The 17841-nt window shown below is 71.3% G+C and carries 11 protein-coding genes; 2 read left to right on the top strand and 9 right to left on the bottom strand.

The features are described 5' to 3' along the window. Positions 1–271 precede the first annotated feature (271 nt). Both NI17_RS24015 and gatB read right to left on the bottom strand, forming a co-directional pair. Entirely contained in the window at positions 272–3037 is a 2766-nt protein-coding gene (locus tag NI17_RS24015) for a putative bifunctional diguanylate cyclase/phosphodiesterase (protein WP_170163051.1), read from the bottom strand. A 366-nt stretch (positions 3038–3403) separates the two neighbouring features. Beyond that, entirely contained in the window at positions 3404–4957 is a 1554-nt protein-coding gene (gatB, locus tag NI17_RS24010) for an Asp-tRNA(Asn)/Glu-tRNA(Gln) amidotransferase subunit GatB (protein ID WP_199859887.1), read from the bottom strand. Positions 4958–5317: 360 nt separating this feature from the next. Here gatB and NI17_RS24005 point away from each other — a divergent pair, with 360 nt between their 5' ends. Together NI17_RS24005 and NI17_RS24000 are read left to right on the top strand one after the other, a co-directional pair. Next, positions 5318–6502: a thioester domain-containing protein gene (locus tag NI17_RS24005; protein WP_068687613.1), complete on the top strand. Its 1185-nt coding sequence runs from the start codon at positions 5318–5320 to the stop codon at positions 6500–6502. Positions 6503–7083: 581 nt separating this feature from the next. Then, the gene (locus NI17_RS24000; RefSeq protein ID WP_068687612.1) at positions 7084–8304 is read left to right on the top strand and encodes a thioester domain-containing protein; all 1221 of its coding nucleotides are present in this window, start codon (positions 7084–7086) and stop codon (positions 8302–8304) included. A 174-nt stretch (positions 8305–8478) separates the two neighbouring features. Here NI17_RS24000 and gatA read toward each other — a convergent pair whose 3' ends face one another. From gatA to mnmA, 7 genes are all read right to left on the bottom strand, one after another. Continuing rightward, positions 8479–9975, bottom strand: coding sequence for an Asp-tRNA(Asn)/Glu-tRNA(Gln) amidotransferase subunit GatA (gene gatA, locus NI17_RS23995; protein WP_068687611.1), 1497 nt, complete (start codon positions 9973–9975; stop codon positions 8479–8481). Next, a complete protein-coding gene (gatC, locus tag NI17_RS23990) occupies positions 9972–10271 on the bottom strand; it encodes an Asp-tRNA(Asn)/Glu-tRNA(Gln) amidotransferase subunit GatC (protein WP_068687610.1) in 300 nt (99 codons plus the stop codon). The genes gatA and gatC overlap by 4 nt, the downstream gene beginning before the upstream one ends. A 42-nt stretch (positions 10272–10313) precedes the next feature. Beyond that, complete coding sequence (locus NI17_RS23985; protein WP_119267889.1) at positions 10314–12419, bottom strand: putative bifunctional diguanylate cyclase/phosphodiesterase; 2106 nt, start codon at positions 12417–12419, stop codon at positions 10314–10316. Positions 12420–12759: 340 nt separating this feature from the next. Then, complete coding sequence (gene ligA, locus NI17_RS23980; RefSeq protein ID WP_068687609.1) at positions 12760–14955, bottom strand: NAD-dependent DNA ligase LigA; 2196 nt, start codon at positions 14953–14955, stop codon at positions 12760–12762. 16 nt (positions 14956–14971) lie between these two features. Further along, positions 14972–16000, bottom strand: a complete 1029-nt coding sequence (locus tag NI17_RS23975) for a methionine synthase (protein WP_068687608.1) — start codon at positions 15998–16000, stop codon at positions 14972–14974. Positions 16001–16106: 106 nt separating this feature from the next. Beyond that, complete coding sequence (locus NI17_RS23970) at positions 16107–16625, bottom strand: DedA family protein (RefSeq protein WP_068687607.1); 519 nt, start codon at positions 16623–16625, stop codon at positions 16107–16109. A gap of 110 nt (positions 16626–16735) precedes the next feature. Continuing rightward, entirely contained in the window at positions 16736–17821 is a 1086-nt protein-coding gene (gene mnmA, locus NI17_RS23965) for a tRNA 2-thiouridine(34) synthase MnmA (protein ID WP_199859886.1), read from the bottom strand. Positions 17822–17841 lie beyond the last annotated feature (20 nt).

Genomic DNA, 17841 nt, shown 5'->3' with positions numbered 1-17841 from the left:
ACTCGGTCAGCGGGCTGCGCGCTGACCAAGTACGAGAATCAGGAAGTTGCTCTGCACGACATCAACAATGACCGAGCCGGGGCGCTACGTCAAACAGAACGCCGCTTCGTCTCACGATGCGAGATATTTGGACCGCCATTTGAACCGCTGAGCGCACCGGAACGGCGTACCGCGACGGCCGTCCCATCATGCCATGCCGGTCGGCCATCGCCGCACGTGGGAGGGCCTCCGGCCGCGGTGCGGACGGCCCCGCCCGTGGACGGAGCGCCCCTCACAGCGCGGTGGCGCTCGTCTCACCGCCGACCAGCGCCTCCACTCCCTCGGCGGCCATCGGCCGCCCCACCAGGAATCCCTGGCCGAAGGCGCAGCCCATCTCCCGCAGACGGCGCAACTGCCAGGGCTGCTCGATGCCCTCGGCGACGACCTGCACTCCCAGGTCCTGACCGAGCCGGATGATGGTCCGCGTCAGCAGGGTGACGGTGTCGTCGGAGTCCAGGTCGCGGACGAACGACGGGTCGATCTTGAGCTCGTCCACCCGCAGTCGGCGCAGGTGCGACAGCGAGGCGTGCCCCATCCCGAAGTCGTCGATGGCCAGCCGCACCCCCATCTCCCGCAGCTTCGTGAGGCGGTCCACCGCGACGACCGGGTTCTCCAGCAGGATCTCCTCGTCGACCTCCACCGTGAGCGCCTCGGCACCCAGCCCGCTCTCCGCGAGCACGTCCTCGACGCTCTGCACGAACCCCGACGACAGGACCTGCTTGACCGAGACGTTCACCGAGAGGCCGATGTCCAACCCGCTGGTGGCACGCCACACCGCGACCTTCTGGCAGGCCTCGCGCAGGATCCACTCCCCCAGCGGGACGATCAGCCCGGACTCCTCCGCGGGACCGATGAACTCCTCCGGAGGCACGAGCGTGCCGTCCTCCCGCCGCCACCGCACCAGCGCCTCGACCGCGGTCACCCGGGACGTCTCCAGGCTGACCACCGGCTGGTACTCCAGGACGAACGCGCGGTCGGCGAGCGCCTGACGCAGTTCGGTCTGCAACTCCAGCCGCCCCACCACCTGGGCGTGCATGTGCGCGGCGTAGACCTCCACGTGGCCCCCGCCCTGCCCCTTGGCCCGGGCCATGGCCATGTCGGCGTTGCGCAGCAGTTCGGCTCCGTCGGTCCCCGGATCGGCGAAGGCCACACCCACGCTGGCCGTCACCACCACGTCGCGGTCGGCCACCTGGAACGGCTCGCCCTCGATCACCCGGACCATCCGTTCGGCCAGGTCGACGACGCCGTCCGCCCTGGGCCGCTCCTCGACCAGGGCCACGAACTCGTCGCTGCCCCACCGGGCCAGCGTGTCGCCCGCGCCCAGCAGCGCGCGCAACCGGTGGCCGACCTGGGCGAGCAGGTAGTCGCCGAAGGCGTGCCCGGCGGAGTCGTTGACCGCGGTGAAGCCGTCCAGGTCCAGAAAGACCACGGCGGTCTCGGAGTACTGCTGCCCCCCGCCGGTCTCCGCGCGCCTGCCCAGCACCTCGCGGACCCGCTCCTCCAGGTAGGCCCGGTTGGGCAGCCCGGTCACCCCGTCGTGGAAGGTGAGGTGGTCGACCTGCTTCTGCAACTCCACCTGGGCGCTGATGTCGCGGGTGGTCAGCAGGAAGCGGTTGGGCTCGCCGGGACGCTCGTACAGCGACACGGTGGACAGGGTGTGGCGCCACGTGCCGTCGGCCGCGCGCACCCGGGCGCGCACGCGCACGCTGTCGGCCCCGCGTTTGAACCCGCCCACGACGGCGGCCACCCCGGGCAGGTCCTCGGGGTGGACGAGGGAGGTCACCGGATCGGCGAGCAGGGGGTCGCCGTCGCGGTACCCGAACATCTCGACGGCGCCCGGACTCATGTAGAAGATCCGGCCGTCCTCCTCCAGGATCACGATGATGTCGCCGCTGTGCTCGGCCAACTCGTGCAGGTGCCGCTCCCTGGTGTGCACCATCCGCGACAGGACGGCGCTCTCCTCCAGCATGCCGAGCATCCGCACCACCAGCACGAGGACGGCCGATCCCGCCGTCAGCGGCAGCACCGGCGCGATCCCGTCCGCCCGCAGCCCGGCGACGGTCATGATCATCGCGGCGACGGTCAGCGTCGTCGCGGCGGCGATCTCGGGGGCGATCCGGTACAGCCCGCGCCCCGTGATCCGGCGCGGGGTCGCCCCCTCGTTCTCCCGGGTCAGCCAGGGGATCATGCCCAGGGTCAAGAACCCGAGCAGCCGTACCGGGTACTCGATGCCTCCCGCCACCGGCTCGCCGGAGAGGCGGCTCACGGCCCCGATGAGGTCCGCGGCGCAGATGATGATGAACGTGCCCGCGGCGAGCAGGACCGCACGCCGGGTGCGGTGCGGGGAGGTGAGCACGAGCGGGGCCAGCAGGCACAGCACGGCGATGTCGGCGACCGGATAGACCAGCGCGAACGCCATGACCCCCGAGCCCTCGCCCAGGTCCTGGTAGAGCGGCTGGAAGAGCAGCAGCCACACGACGCTGAACAGCGCCGCCGCGCACACGTAGCTGTCGGTGAGATGCCGTATGAGAGGGCGCGTCCGCTGGGGCAACGGCGCGAACCTGATGAAGCCCAGTGTGAACAGCGGCAACGCGACCAGGGAGAACAGGTCCCCGAACGTCAGGGAGAAGGCCCCCGCGTTGAGCAGCCCGGTGACGCCGTAGGTGATCGCGCCCGCGCACCAGGCCAACGCGGCGAAGCCGAACAGGCGCAGCGCGGCGGCGCTGTCGGTGCCGTCACCGCCCTCCTCACCGCCGCCGCGGTCCCGGGACCGCGCGGCGTACAGCAGCGACCCCGCCGCTCCGGCGGCGGCCGCCGCTGTGGGCCAGGTTCCCGCCCAGACGGTCAGGGACACCTCACCGACCTGGAACAGGGTGCCCAGCGCGTACAGCAGGGAGACTCCCAGGAGCGCGCCGAGCCATGTGCGCACGCCACCCTTCACGGCGCCCTCCTCGAACGGAGAACCCCCCGAGGCGCGCACGCACTCGTGTGGAGGCATTTCCTGGTGTTGCCGACCGCGGCCATGGGCACCCCTCCCGTCGACGGCACTGGAGTCCTGCGAACTCACGCCCCGGGATGCGCACCGACCGCACCGACGGGGATCAAAAGTCCGGGTGGTCTGCCGGGCTCACGTCGCCTTGCGCCGACCGCCGCGACACGGGGACCGCGGGGCCGGACGCGGGCCGCACCCGACCGGGGTGCGGTGCCCTTCTCGGCTTCCTCTTCAGACCCTTTCACGCTATTCGACCAAGGTCACGGAGAGGTTGAGAGCACAACGAGAGTAGGTGACACGATGATCACCGTCTGTGATCTTCGTGTCGGTGGGCGGCGCGCAGGCCCGGGGCCGCGCCCGTGGCGGCAGGTCTCAGCCCGCCACCCCCAGGCGCTCCAGGATGAGCTGCCGCGCGCGTCCGGCGTCGGCCTGTCCGCGGGTCGCCTTCATGACCGCTCCGACCAGGGCACCGACCGCGGCGACCTTGCCGTTGCGGACCTTCTCGGCGGCGTCGGCGTTGTCGGCGATCGCCTGGTCGACGACCGCGCCCAACGCGGAGTCGTCGTTGACGACCCGGAGACCGCGCGCCTCCACCACCTCGTCCGGCTCGCCCTCCCCCGCGAGCACGCCGTCGACGACCTGCCGGGCCAGCTTGTTGGTGAGCGCGCCCTCGGCGACCAGCGCCACGACCCGGGCCACCTGGGCGGGGGTGATGGGCAGCGCCGACAGTTCGACCCCGGTCTCGGTGGCGCGCCGCGACAGCTCGTTGAGCCACCACTTGCGCGCGTCGGCCGGCGGGGCGCCCGCCGCGACGGTCTCGGCGACCAGGTCGATGGCGTCGGCGTTGACGAGGTCGCGCAGTTCCTTGTCGCTCAGGTTCCACTCGGCCTTGACCCGGCGCCGCTTGGCCGCGGGCAGTTCCGGCAGGGTGGCCCGCAACCGCTCGACCCACTCGGGGTCGGGCGCGACCGGGACCAGGTCGGGATCGGGGAAGTAGCGGTAGTCCTGCGCCTCCTCCTTGCTGCGCCCGGAGACGGTGGTGCCGCTGTTCTCCTGGAAGTGCCGGGTCTCCTGCACCACGCGCCCGCCCGCGGCCAGCACCCCGCCCTGACGTTCGATCTCGCTGCGCACGGCGCGTTCCACCGAGCGCAGCGAGTTGACGTTCTTGGTCTCGGTCCGGGTGCCCCACTCCGCGGAGCCGCGCGGCATCAGCGAGACGTTGACGTCGCAGCGCAGCGAGCCCTCCTCCATGCGCACGTCGGAGATGCCGAGGGCGCGGACCAGGTCGCGCAGTTCGCTGACGTAGGCGCGGGCCACCAGCGGGGCGAGGTCGCCGGTGTGCTCGATGGGCTTGGTGACGATCTCCAGCAGCGGGATTCCGGCGCGGTTGTAGTCGACGATGGAGTACTCGGCGCCGTGGATGCGGCCGGTGGCTCCGCCGACGTGCGAGGTCTTGCCGGTGTCCTCCTCCATGTGGACGCGCTCGATACCGATCCGGAACTCGCGCGGCCCGTCGGGGGTGTCCACCGTGACGTCGATGTGGCCGTCGAAGCACAGCGGCTCGTCGTACTGCGAGATCTGGTAGTTCTTCGGCATGTCCGGATAGAAGTAGTTCTTCCGGGCGAACCGGCACCATTCGGCGATGGAGCAGTTCAGCGCCAGTCCCAACCGGATCGCGCTCTCCACGGCCGTGCCGTTGACCACCGGCAGCGCCCCCGGCAGCGCCAGGCACACGGGGCACACCTGGGTGTTGGGGTCGGCGCCGAACGTGGTGGCGCAGGAGCAGAACATCTTCGAGCGGGTGCCCAACTCGACGTGGGTCTCCAGACCCAGCACCGGCTCGTACCCGCGCAGCACCTCGTCGTAGGGCATAAGCGCCGGAGCGCCGCCCGTGGCGGAGTGGTTACTCGTCACCGCGCTACCCATCGCCGCACAACCCGCTTCCGTTGTTTCCGAACCGTCCTCACCCGGCGCTGCCCCGCCGACCAGGACATCCGCCTTCCAGCACGTGTTGTCCCGCCGATCCGGGCAGTGCACCGGCGGGCGCCCTTCCGAGCCTACCGATGCCGCGACGTGGGAGTGACCCTCCGGACCGCCGCGTCCGGCTTCCGGGGATGTTACGGGAAGCACACGATTGTTCTGCGGTTTTGTTCGTTCCACGTGTGGTCGGCGGGAGGGCGGTTAGGCTTCCTGAGGGACCGCTTCCGATCCCTCGTCGGCCTGTCCCGCGCCCCCGTACCAGGGCGCGCGTCCCCTTCTCACCGTCGTTCTCGCCCGGGAAGCCACATGCCCAGCCTCTTCTCCCACGTTCGGCGTGGACTGGCCGCCTCGGTCGCGGCCGTCCTCATCGGCTGGGCGCTTCCCGTCCCGGCCGCCGCCGAGTCCACCTCCATCGCGAGGGTGGAGCGGGAGGGCGTCCCCGGCGAGAACGTCCACTTCGCCACCGGCGAGTCGGCCACCACCACGCTGTTCGATCTGCGGGTCGACGACGACACGACGGTGGCGGCCTACTGCGTGGACGTGAGCCGCAACGTCGACCACCGGGCCGCCTACGCCGCGGCCGAGTGGCCGGACCTGCCCGGCGCGGCCAACGCGGGCGAGATCGTCTGGATCGTCCGCAACTCCTATCCCACGCTGTCCCTGGAACTGCTGGCGGCCGAGAGCGGGATCGACGACCTCAGCGCCGAGCAGGCGATCGCGGGAACCCAGGCGGCGATCTGGCACCTCACCAACGGCACGCAACTGCCGACCGACAGCTCGGACGGCCGCAACTCCGCGCAGGTGCGCGAACTCTACCGGTACCTGCTGGACAACGCCGTCGACTCGGCCGAACCGGACTCCGCGCTGGCCCTCAGCCCGACCGAGGTCGTGGGCGAGGCCTCCGCGTCGCTGGGGCCGCTGACCGTACACACCACGAGCGAGACGCCGGTGCGGCTGACCGTGAACGGGGTGCGGGAGGCCGCACTGGTCGACGCCGACGGCGCTCCGGTCACCGAGGCCCGCGACGGGGACGAGGTCCTGTTCGTCCTTCCCGTGACCGCGGAGGAGGGCTCCGCCACGGTCTACGCGCACACCGAGGAGGCCGAGGTGCGCCCCGGTCTTGTCTACTCCGGCAAGGACGGCGTGCAGACCCAGCCTCTGGTGGTGGCGGGGACGGCGACCGCCTCGCTCACCGTCTCGGCGAAGGTGAGCTGGAACGCGGCCGGTCCGGCGGAGACCCCTGACGCGCCCGCCGCCGCGTCCCCGTCCCAGACGGCTCCGTCCGCACCGCAGTCCGCCCCCGGGGGCTCCGCCGCCCCGTCGCCGTCCCCGCCCCTGCCCGCCGCCGCGCCGGTCATCGCCGAGGACAAGCGCGTCGACTCCGACCTGCCGATCACCGGCACGTGGCTGGGGGCGGTGGTGGCCGTGGCGCTGGTGCTGCTGGGCGCGGGCGCGGTGACCATCCTGCTGGCCCGGCGCGGGGAGCGGTGACGGGCCGCCGAACTGCCGGAGAATTCGAGGTGGCCGGAACCGGTCACCGTTTCGAGGACTTCGGCGGTAACGATTGGTGATTGCCGGTAATCCATCCGGCCCTCCTGCGCGTCCCCTCTGTTCAGGGATCGCAAAAATTGATGACGCCACTCCCGGAAAGTACACTGCCCAGCATTCCTGGCCCTCGCCTTTACGCTGGTCAGATCAGGGATCAGGCTGGAGGCGAGACGCCTTCCACGACAACCGGATAGCGCCGCCCCCCGACCGCACAAGGACCAAAAACATATCGGCCGGTTTTCACCGTTCTGTTGGAAGCTGCGGATAAAGATCGCTATTATCTGGCGGTGCGGTGATCGGCCGCCTGGCGACCCCGGTGTCGACCAGGCACTGACGAACAACGACCGGCCTCACCGCGTAGCGACATCCGCTGTTCTTCCGATCCGACCGGACGCCCGTACCGAGGCATCGGCCCCCGAGCCGCTACTCCCCTCGCGGCACGATCCCCGTACGGTCAGCCGCGTGCAGCGTCCTGCGCGGCCGGATCACACGTCCGCCCCCTTGACAACCTGGGATACGACTTGTTGACCACAGATTCCTCCCCCCGCGCCCGCCGAGGCGTACGGCGCGCGCTCACCTCCTTCGCCTCCGCCGCGGCAGCCGCCACGCTCGCCTTCGGCCTGTCCGCCGCCCCCGCCGCCGCCGAGCCGGAGGCCCCCTCCAACAGCACGCAGGCCCAGTACACCGACAACATCCTGAAGGGCCTCAACCTGGAGTTCGAGGGGCACGACCCCTCCCGGGCCTACCTGTTCAAGCTGAAGATCGGCGAGGACGCGTGGGTTCCGGCCTACTGCATCGACCTCGACACCAGGATCCTCGACAAGGCCTACTACCAGGAGGGCGAGTGGTCGGAGTACCCGGGTGAGGGCGTCTTCGCCGACTCCCAGCCCGGCAAGGTGCTGTGGATCCTGCAGAACTCCTACCCCGAGGTCGACTCCGCGACGCTGGGTGAGGAGGCCGGCATCGACGGGCTGACCGACGAGCAGGCCATGTCCGCCACCCAGGCGGCCATCTGGCACTTCAGCAACGGCGCGAAGCTGTCGAAGGACAACAACGCCAACGTCCTGGCGCTCTACGGCTACCTGCTGGAGAAGGCCGAGGAGGTCCAGCAGGCCCCGGCCTCGCTGACCATCACCCCGGACGAGGCCTCCGGCGAGGCGGGCAACCCGATCGGCGAGTTCACCGTCGCCACCAACGCCGACAGCGTCTCGCTGGAACTGACCACCGAGACCGAGGGCGTGCAGATCCTCGACATCGAGGCCCACGAGATCAACGAGATCCACGACGGCCAGATCTTCACCGTCCACGTCCCCGAGGACGCCCCCGACGGTGAGGCCACCGTCACCGGCACCGCCCAGACCGTTGTTCAGCTGGGCCGCCTGTTCAAGGGCGTGGAGGACCAGGAGGAGACCCAGACCCTGATCACCGCCGGGGCGGGCGAGACCGAGGCCACCGCCGAGGTCACGATCACCTGGACCGCGAAGAAGCCCGGGGAGTCCCCCAGCCCGACCCCGTCCGTGACCGAGTCGCCCAGCCTGCCCCCGGAGGAGTCCCCGAGCCCGAACCCGAGCGAGACCGAGTCGCCCAGCCCCAAGCCGACCCCTCCGGCCGACGACAAGCCCGGTCTGCCCGTGACCGGTGCGGCGCTGGGCGGTCTGATCGCCGCCGCGGTGGTCGCGGTCGGCGGCGGCGGCGCCGCGATGTTCCTGGCCCGCAAGCGCAGGAGCGGCGCGGACGACGTCTGATCCGCGCCCACCGGGTGACCGGTGACGCGAACTGACCACCGAGCGGCCCCGTCGCACCGATGCGGCGGGGCCGCTCCCGTGTCGGACGGTGTCTCCCCGCGGCCGACAGGGCGCGACACGGACACGAGAACGCCCCCGGAGGGCTCTTCCTCCGGGGGCGTCGCCGTGCGGCCGTCAGACCGCGAAGGCGCTCTTGGACAGCAGGTCGCCGCCCCAGCGGTCGCGCAGCGCCGCCTCCACGGCCGCACCCACCTGGTAGGTGCGGTCGTCGGCCAGCGCGGGCGCCATGACCTGGAGTCCCACCGGCAGGTTGTCCTCGGGGGCGAGCCCGCACGGTACCGACAGCGCGGCGTTGCCCGCCAGGTTCGTCGGGATCGTGCACAGGTCGGCCAGGTACATCGCCATGGGGTCGTCGGTGCGCTCGCCCAGCGGGAACGCCGTGGTCGGCGTGGTGGGCGAGATCAGCACGTCGACGTGCTCGAAGGCGGCGTCGAAGTCGCGCTTGATGAGCGTGCGCACCTGCTGGGCCGAACCGTAGTAGGCGTCGTAGTAGCCGCTGGACAGCGCGTAGGTGCCCAGGATGATGCGGCGCTTGACCTCGGGGCCGAAGCCCTCGGCGCGGGTCAGCGACATGACCTCCTCGGCGCTGCGGGTGCCGTCGTCGCCGACCCGCAGGCCGTAGCGCATCGCGTCGAACCGGGCCAGGTTGGACGAGCACTCGCTGGGCGCGATGAGGTAGTACGCCGGAAGCGCGGTGGCGAAGCTCGGGCAGGACACCTCGACGACCTTCGCGCCGAGGGACTCCAGCAGTTCGACCGCCTCGGTGAAGCGCTGCAGGACGCCCGGCTGGTAGCCCTCGCCGGACAGTTCCCTGACCATGCCGATGCGCATCCCGGAGACGTCGGCGCGTCGGGCCGCCTCGACCACCGGCGGCACCGGCGCGTCCACCGAGGTGGAGTCGCGCGGGTCGTGCCCGGAGAACGCCTCGTGCAGCAGGGCCGCGTCGAGGACGTTGCGGGCGAACGGGCCCGGAGTGTCCAGCGAGGAGGCGAAGGCGATCAGGCCGTAGCGCGAGGAACCGCCGTAGGTGGGCTTGGCGCCGACGAGACCGCACACGGCGGCGGGCTGCCGGATGGAGCCGCCGGTGTCGGTGCCGGTCGCCAGGGGGGCCTCGAACGCGGCCACGGCCGCCGAGGAACCGCCCGAGGAGCCGCCGGGAATGCGCTCCAGGTTCCACGGGTTGCGGGTGGGCCCGTAGGCGGAGTTCTCGGTGGAGGAGCCCATGGCGAACTCGTCCATGTTGGTCTTGCCGAGGATGACGAGTCCGGCCTCCCGCAGGCGTGCGGTGACCGTGGCGTCGTAGGGCGGCTGCCACCCTTCGAGGATTCTGGAGGCCGCGGTGGTGGGCATGTCCTTGGTGGTGAACACGTCCTTGTGCGCGACGGGCACGCCCGCCAGCGGTCCGAGCCGCTCGCCCGCGGCGCGCCGGGCGTCCACCGCACGCGCCTGCTCCACCGCCCTGTCGGCCGCGACGTGCAGGAACGCGTGGATCTGGCCGTCGATCGCCTCGATCCGGTCGAGGTGGGCCCGGGCGACCTCGACCGCGGAGGTCTCGCCCGAGGCGATGGCCGCGCCGAGTTCGGCCGCGCTCAGCCCGATCAGCTCGGTCATTCTTCCTCCCCCAGGATCTGCGGCACCCGGAACCGGCCGTCCTCCACAGCCGGGGCCTCCGCCAGCGCCTGGTCGGGAGTGAGGCCGGACTCGACCTCGTCAGGACGGTAGACGTTGGTCAACGGCAGGGCGTGCGAGGTCGGCGGGATGTCGCCCTTGGCGACCTCCTGCACCTTGGCCACAGCGGAGATGATCACATCGAGCTGGGCGGCGAGCTGGTCGAGCTCGTCCTCGGGCAGCGCCAGCCGCGCCAACCGGGCGAGGTGCGCGACCTCATCACGGGTGATGGCGGACATGGATTGCAAACCGTTCCTTCGGCAGATTCGGACAGGTCAATCCTATGGCTGCCGCGGGGTGGTCGGTGGTCTCACGTCACCCCGGGGCCAGGCCGAACCGGTGTGCTCGGACGGGGGTGAGGTCTCCAGGCCACCGTGTTCCAGCAGCCATCCGGTGGCCGCCCCGGCGTCCAACGGCGGTGTGAAGTAGCGGCCCTGCGCGGCGTAGCAGCCCAGGGCACGCATGCTCTCGACGTGGGCGGCGCTCTCGACGCCCTCGGCGATCGCGCGCAGCCCCAGGGCGCCCATCAGGTCCACGGCGGCTCCCACGATCACCCTGCCGTCGGAGTCGTCGGTCACGTGGCGCACGAACGAGCCGTCCACCTTGACCTCCCCGACCGGAAGCCCGTTGAGGCGGGCCAGGGTGAAGTAGCCGGTGCCGAAGTCGTCCAGGGTCAGCGGGACGCCCAGCTCCGCCAGGGCCACGATGGTGGGGATGACCGCCTCGGCGTCGGAGACCAGGACGCGCTCGCTGATCTCCAGCCGCAGCGCCTTCGGCTCCAACCGGTGCCGCCGCAGCCCCGACTCGATGGTCTCGGGCAGTGCGGGGTCGAGCAGTTCCCGCGCGGACAGGTTGATCGCCACCGGAAGCATGATGCCCTCGCTCCACCAGCGGGCGGTCTGGGAGAGGGTCTGCTCGATGACCTCGTGCGTGAAACCGCGCATCAGGTAGGACTGCTCGATCATCGGGACGAACTCCTCCGGGGGGAGGACGCCGCGGCTGGAGTGCCGCCAGCGCACCAGGGCTTCCAGCGCCACCACGCGCTCGTCGTCCAGGGACACGATCGGCTGGTAGAACATCTCCAGCTCGTTCTCGATGAGCGCGCGGCGCAGTTCGCTGAACAGGCTCAGCCGGGCGGCGGAGTTGCGGTCCTTGTGCGGGGCGTACAGCTCGACCCCGGTGCGCTGCTCCTTGGCGACGTACATCGCCACGTCGGCGCGCTGCATCAGCAGCTCGAAGTCGGGGGCGTGGTTGGGGTACAGCGCGATGCCGATGCTGGCCTCCAGGTCGAAGTCCATGCCGTCCAGGCGCATGGGCTCGGCCAGGGCGACCCGCAGCCGCGCGGCGACCTCGCGGGCCGAGGCGGCGTCGCGGACCTGGGGCAGCAGTACCGCGAACTCGTCGCCGCCCAGCCGCGCCACCAGGTCTCCGGGGCGCACGCTGTGGGTGAGGCGGTGGGCGACCGTCTGCAGCAGCCGGTCGCCGGTGGGGTGCCCCAGGGTGTCGTTGACCTCCTTGAAGCGGTCGAGGTCGAGCAGCAGCAGACCGACGCGGTGCCTGCGCTCCTGGGCCTCGCTGAGCGCCTCCTGGGTGCGCAGGATCAGCAGCTTGCGGTTGGCCAGACCGGTGAGCTCGTCGTGGTTGGCCTGGTGCTCGCGTTTGACCGACAGCGAGGCGCTGCTGTACAGCGCGGCCAGGGGGAAGAAGAACAGCGGGACCAGCCAGACCGAGTGCGCCATGGTGACGACCACGAGCGGCGCCAGACTGAGCAGGACGCCCGCGACGAAGAGGCGGTAGCCGATGTCCTTCGTCAGCACCCGGTGCAGCGGTGTGCGCTCGTGCATGGCCACCGCGCACTCGACCAGGAGCAGGTTGGTGACGAAGTAGGCGCCCGCGGACAGGACCACCACCAGCAGTCCGGTCCCCTCCGGCACCCAGGTGGCCAGCGGAGACCTGGGGTGGAGGAGGTGGATGACGGCGTCGGCGACGCCGAAGCTCAGCGCGTACTGGGCGATGTTGAAGGCGATGCGGTGCGGCGCGTGGCCGCGCGCCACGCCCGCCAGGAGCGAGCCCACCGCCTGGACCAGTCCGGCGATCGGCAACCCGTAGTGGATGACGAGGGCGAAGGAGAAGGGCAGCGAGGTGGGGGCGCTGCCGTTGCCCGTGGGCCGCTGCGCCGCGATGGGTCGCAGCTCACCGATGATGACCATGCACAGCAGAACCCACACGAGCGGCTCGGTGGCGAACACCTGGAGTCGGTCGGCCCCCAGCCAGATCAGGGACACGACGAGGAGAACGCAACCGGCCACCGTGGTACTGGTGAAGTACAACCACAGCGGCGTCCCGACCCGGGGGCCGACATCCCGGGTGTTGTTGGGATCTTTCATGACGTCCTCGGGATGGTTCATGGAACGCGCGGACGGCTGAGTTCCCCTCCCGCCCCCCTCGCGCCCCGCACGGGTTCTGACGCGACCGTCCCGACCATCCCCCGTGGTCGAAAACAGTCGTCAACGGCTTGTACCGCTGTTAGCCAGCTTACGTTGTTCCGTCACCAGGTGTCGCCGGACGCAGACTTTGGGTAAGTCGGTGACCGTGGTGGCCGCCTCCCTCCTCCCCACGGGCGGCACCGACCGGGTGACCTCCTGACCGCGTATCGTATTACCTCACTGGTCAGGTAAAACAGGCCCCCGACGGTTCGGGGGCCGATTTTGTCGCACGGAGGTCGACTCAGGCCCCGTCGGAGCCCTCGGGAACCAGCCGTGCTTTCCTGGCCGGTTCCGGTCCCCGGGTGAGCAGCACCTCGAAGCCCTCCTCGTCGAGGATCGGCACACCGAGTTTGACGGCCTTGTCGTACTTGGTGCCCGGGTTCGCGCCGACCACCACGAAGTCGGTCTTCTTGGAGACCGACCCGGTGACCTTGCCGCCGAGTTCCTGAACGGCCTCCTTGGCGCCGTCCCGGCTGTAGCCCTCCAGCGAACCGGTGACGACCACGGTGACCCCGTCCAGCAGGCGGGGGCCGTCGTCGGCCCCCTCCTCGGCCATGCGGACCCCGGCCGCCCGCCACTTCTCGACGATCTCGCGGTGCCAGTCGACCGCGAACCAGTCGATGATGGAGCGCGCGATGGTCGGCCCGATCCCGTCGACCGCGACGAGTTCCTCCTCGTCGGCCCGGGCGATCGCGTCCATGGAGCGGAAGTGCCGGGCGAGGTCCTCGGCCGCGCGCGGTCCCACGTGCCGGATGGACAACGCGACCAGCACCCGCCACAGCGGACGCTGCTTGGCCGCTTCGAGCTGCTCGAGCAGCTTCTCGACGGTCTTCTTCGGCTCGCCCTTCTGGTTGGCGAAGAAGGTCACCACCTTGGGCTCGCCGGTCTTGGGGTCGATCTTGGGTTCGGCGGTGTCGGGGTCGAGGACGAGGGTCCGGATGGGCAGCAGTTGCTCGACGGTGAGGTCGAACAGGTCGCCCTCGTCGCGCAGCGGCGGCTCGGCCGGCTCCAGCGGCTGGGTCAGGGCGGTGGCCGCCACGTAGCCCAGGGCCTCGATGTCGAGGGCCTTGCGGCCGGCGATGAAGGCCAGGCGTTCGCGCAACTGCCCCTTGCAGTAGCGGGTGTTGGGGCAGCGCAGGTCGACGTCGCCCTCCTTCTGCTGGCCCAGCGGGGTGCCGCACTCCGGGCACTCGGCGGGCATCACGAAGGGCCGTTCGTCCCCGGTGCGCTTGTCCACCACCGGCCCCACGATCTCGGGGATGACGTCCCCGGCCTTGCGCACCACCACGGTGTCGCCGATCAGCACGCCCTTGCGCGCGACCTCCTGGGAGTTGTGCAGGGTGGCGAACTCGACCTCGGATCCGGCGACCCGCACCGGCTCCAGCACCGCGTACGGAGTGACCCGGCCGGTGCGGCCCACGCTGACCCTGATGTCGACCAGTCTGGTGGTGACCTCCTCGGGCGGATACTTGTAGGCGATCGCCCAGCGCGGGGCGCGACTGGTGGAGCCCAGGCGGCGCTGCAGCGAGACGTCGTCGACCTTGACCACGACGCCGTCGATCTCGTAGGCGGGGTCGTGGCGGTGTTCGGCGTAGTGGGCGATGTAGTCGCGGACCCCGTCGAGGTCGGACAGCACCCTGGTGCGGTCGCTGACCGGCAGCCCCCACGCGGCCAGCAGCTCGTAGGACTGCGACTGGCGGGTGATGGTGACCCCGCGGTGCGCGCCGACGCCGTGCACGAGCATGCTCAGCGGCCGGGACGCGGTGACGCGGGGGTCCTTCTGCCGCAGCGATCCGGCCGCGGCGTTGCGGGGATTGGCGAACGGGGGCTTGCCCTCGTCGGCGAGCCGGGCGTTGAGCTCCTCGAAGGCCTCGCCGGGCAGGAACACCTCGCCGCGCACCTCCAGCAGTTCGGGCGCGGGGTGCCGGGACTCGTCCAGGCGGACCGGGACGGCGTCGATGGTGCGGACGTTGAGGGTGATGTCCTCGCCGACCCGGCCGTCCCCCCGGGTGGCGGCGCGCACCAGGCGCCCCTTCTCGTACACCAGGTCCACGGCCAGGCCGTCGATCTTGAGTTCGCACAGGAACGCCTCGACCGGAACCTCGGCGCCGACCCGCTGCGCCCACGCCGTCAACTGCTCCTCGTCGAACGCGTTGTCCAGGCTCTGCATCCGCTCCAGGTGCTCGACCGGGGCGAACTCGTTGCTGATGGGCGCGCCGACCTTCTGGGTGGGCGAGTCCGGGGTGACCAGCGACGGGTACCGGGCCTCCAGTTCCCGAAGCTGGAGCATGAGCCGGTCGTACTCGGCGTCGGAGATGACCGGCGAGCCGAGGTAGTAGCGGTAGCTGTGGTCGTCGAGGTCCTGACTCAGCCGCGCGTGGAGTTCCCGCACGTCGGCGGGGACGTCGTCGGCGAAGGTCGGGTCTGGTGCGCTCACGCACGCGTCCTTTCGTTCACTGCCGGGTCCGCGGCTCCTCCCGCAGCACCCGCGCGGCCTCGCGGCACAGGTCGAGCGCGGCGCGGGCGTGGCGCGGAGACGCTCCGGCCAGCCCGCACACGGGGGTGATGACCACGTCGCGGGTTGCCTGCTCGGGTTCGAAGCCGATCCGGTGCCACAGTTCACGTACTGGTTCGACAGTATCGACCGGCTGTGACAGTCCGGTGTCCACGGCGGGGACCACGCCGAGCAGGAGCCCCACCCCGGACTCCACCGCCACCCCGACGGACTCGTCGGACTCGCGGGTCAGCCGGGTGGCGTCCAGGCTGAGGGCGCGTGCCCCGGAGCGGCGCAGCAGGTCGACGGGGACCTGAGGGGCGCAGCAGTGCGCCGCGGGGACGGCGCCCGCGCCGGTGACCGCGGCGAACAGGGCGCGCAGCCGCTCCTCGACGACGACCCGGTCCACCGCGCGCAGCCGACCGTAGCCGCTGGCGGTGGGCACCGACCCGGTGAGCACGGCGGGCAGGGACGGCTCGTCGACCTGGACGAGGATCCGCGCTCCGGGCACCCTCCTCCGTACGTCGGCCACGTGCGCGACCAGCCCCTCGGCCAGCGACTCGCACAGGTCGGCGACGGCCCCGGGGTCGGCGAGCAGCTTCTCGCCGCCGCGCAGCTCCACCGAGGCGGCCATCGTCCACGGCCCCGCCGCCTGGATCTTCAGCGGACCGGTGTACTCGGCGGCCCGCTCCTCCAGGGCGTCCAGGTCCCAGGAGAGAAAACTGCGCGCCCGTACCAGGTCGCGTCCGGGCCGCTGGGTGATCCGCCATCCCGAGGGCTGGACCTCGACCGGCAGTTCCACCAGCAGCGCACCGGTGCGTCCGATCATGTCGGCGCCCGCGCCCCGGCCGGGCAGTTCGGGCAGGTGCGGCAGGAGGGGGAGTTCCCCCATGACCGTACGCACGGCTTCGTCCGGATCGGAACCGGGCCAGGAACCGATCCCGGTGTAGGCTCCCGGCTGCCAGGGATGACGCTGCTCCTCACTCACGAGGCACCAGACTAGGGCACGCGGCGGCGCCCGGCCCGCCACGGCCGCGAGCGGCGCCGGGAGGGCGGCGTCGCCCCGGCGCTCCGGGGAGGCCCCGGCAGCGCCCCTACTCCGCGGTGGCCGCCGGTTCCGCCCGCTCGGTCTCGACGGGCGGTTCGGGGGCCGCGCGGCGGCGGCGCCACGCGCCGAAGGCGACGGCCGCGACGGCGACCAGGACCGTGGCGGCGACTGCCAGCCACGGCGAACGCAGGAAGAGCCCCCACCAGGCGGCGATGACCGCCATGCCGCCGAGGCTGTAGACCGCCGCCCAGGCCAGGCAGCCCAGGAACATCGCGACGAGGTAGCGCGGGAAGCGCATACGCATGGCGCCGGAGGCGAGGTTGACCGCGGTCTGCACGCCGATCGTCAGGAAGGAGAGGGTGACGGCGGGCGGTCCGAACCGGTTGATGAGGTTCTCGGCCCTGACCAGTCGGGAACCGATCCGCCGACCGATCCGGGAGCGGTGCACTCCCGCGCCGAGTCCCCGTCCGAGCCAGTAGGTCGCCTGGGCTCTGGCGAAGACGATGCCGAGCAGGGAGAAGTAGACCACCCAGAACGGACGCCCCTCCAGGAACTCGTACGGCATCGCGGCCCTCCCAACGCTCCGGGAGAACTATGTTATGCCTAACCTAAGCTGGCGCGACAGATCCGGACTAAGAGAACATCAGGGACTTTTGGCACAACCTGCCGTGCCGTTCAGCCGGTCGCCGCGGTTCGCTCCACCCGGGAGGTGGCGGTGATCGTCGCCGACCCCATCACCACGTCACCGTCGTAGAGCACCGCGGCCTGTCCCTTGGCCACCCCGACGGCGGGCTCGTCGAGGAGGATCTCCAACCGTCCGTCGTGCTCCCGCGCCCGGCAGGGGTGCACCTCACCGTGGGCGCGCAGTTGGACGGTGAACGGCGTCAACTCGGCGGGCGGCTCGCACCCGGACCACACCGGGCGCTCCCCGACGATGCGGTCCACCGCCAGCGCCGCACGCGGCCCCACGGTCACCGTGTTGCTCACCGGCTCGATCGACAGCACGTACCGGCGGTTGACCGCGCCGCTGAGGTTGAGCCCCCTGCGCTGGCCGACGGTGAAGGCGTGCGCCCCGCTGTGCTCACCCACCACCTGGCCGGACTCGTCCACGATGGGACCGGGCGAACTGCCGAGCCTGCGCTCCAGGAAACCGCTGGTGTCGCCGTCGGCGATGAAGCAGATGTCGTGGCTGTCGGGCTTGTCGGCCACCGACAGGCCGCGGCGCGCCGCCTCGGCGCGCACCTCGGCCTTGGTGCAGTCGCCCAGCGGGAACATCGAGTGGGCGATCTGCTCCCGGGTGAGCACCGCCAGCACGTAGGACTGGTCCTTGGCCGTGTCGACGCTGCGGCGCAGCCTGCCGTCGTCCAGCCGTACGTGGTGCCCGGTGCACACCGCGTCGAAGCCGAGCGCCAGTGCCCGCTCCAGGACCGCCTGGAACTTGATCTTCTCGTTGCACCGCAGACACGGGTTGGGGGTGCGTCCGGCCGCGTACTCGGAGACGAAGTCCTGCACGACCTCGCGGTCGAACTCCTCGGCCATGTCCCAGACGTAGAACGGAATGCCGATCACGTCCGCGGCCCGGCGGGCGTCCCGGGAGTCCTCGACGGTGCAGCAGCCGCGCGCGCCCGTCCGGTAGGACTGCGGGTTGGCCGACAGCGCCAGGTGCACGCCGGTGACGTCGTGCCCGGCCTCGACGGCACGCGCGGCGGCCACAGCGGAATCCACGCCGCCCGACATGGCGGCCAGTACTCGCAGAGTCATAGCCCTTCCAGCCTAAGCGC

Source organism: Thermobifida halotolerans (genome assembly GCF_003574835.2).
GTDB lineage: Bacteria > Actinomycetota > Actinomycetes > Streptosporangiales > Streptosporangiaceae > Thermobifida > Thermobifida halotolerans.
Note: the sequence above shows the minus strand (reverse complement) of the source record. Positions and strands in the feature narration are given on the sequence as shown.

Coding starts and splice junctions, on each gene's coding strand:
- NI17_RS24015 (WP_170163051.1), bottom strand. CDS start 3,037: ATGCCTCCACACGAGTGCGTGCGCGCCTCGGGGGGTTCTCCGTTCGAG.
- gatC (WP_068687610.1), bottom strand. CDS start 10,271: ATGTCCGCCATCACCCGTGATGAGGTCGCGCACCTCGCCCGGTTGGCG.
- mnmA (WP_199859886.1), bottom strand. CDS start 17,821: ATGACTCTGCGAGTACTGGCCGCCATGTCGGGCGGCGTGGATTCCGCT.
- NI17_RS23985 (WP_119267889.1), bottom strand. CDS start 12,419: ATGAAAGATCCCAACAACACCCGGGATGTCGGCCCCCGGGTCGGGACG.
- gatA (WP_068687611.1), bottom strand. CDS start 9,975: ATGACCGAGCTGATCGGGCTGAGCGCGGCCGAACTCGGCGCGGCCATC.
- NI17_RS24005 (WP_068687613.1), top strand. CDS start 5,318: ATGCCCAGCCTCTTCTCCCACGTTCGGCGTGGACTGGCCGCCTCGGTC.
- NI17_RS23970 (WP_068687607.1), bottom strand. CDS start 16,625: ATGCCGTACGAGTTCCTGGAGGGGCGTCCGTTCTGGGTGGTCTACTTC.
- gatB (WP_199859887.1), bottom strand. CDS start 4,957: ATGGGTAGCGCGGTGACGAGTAACCACTCCGCCACGGGCGGCGCTCCG.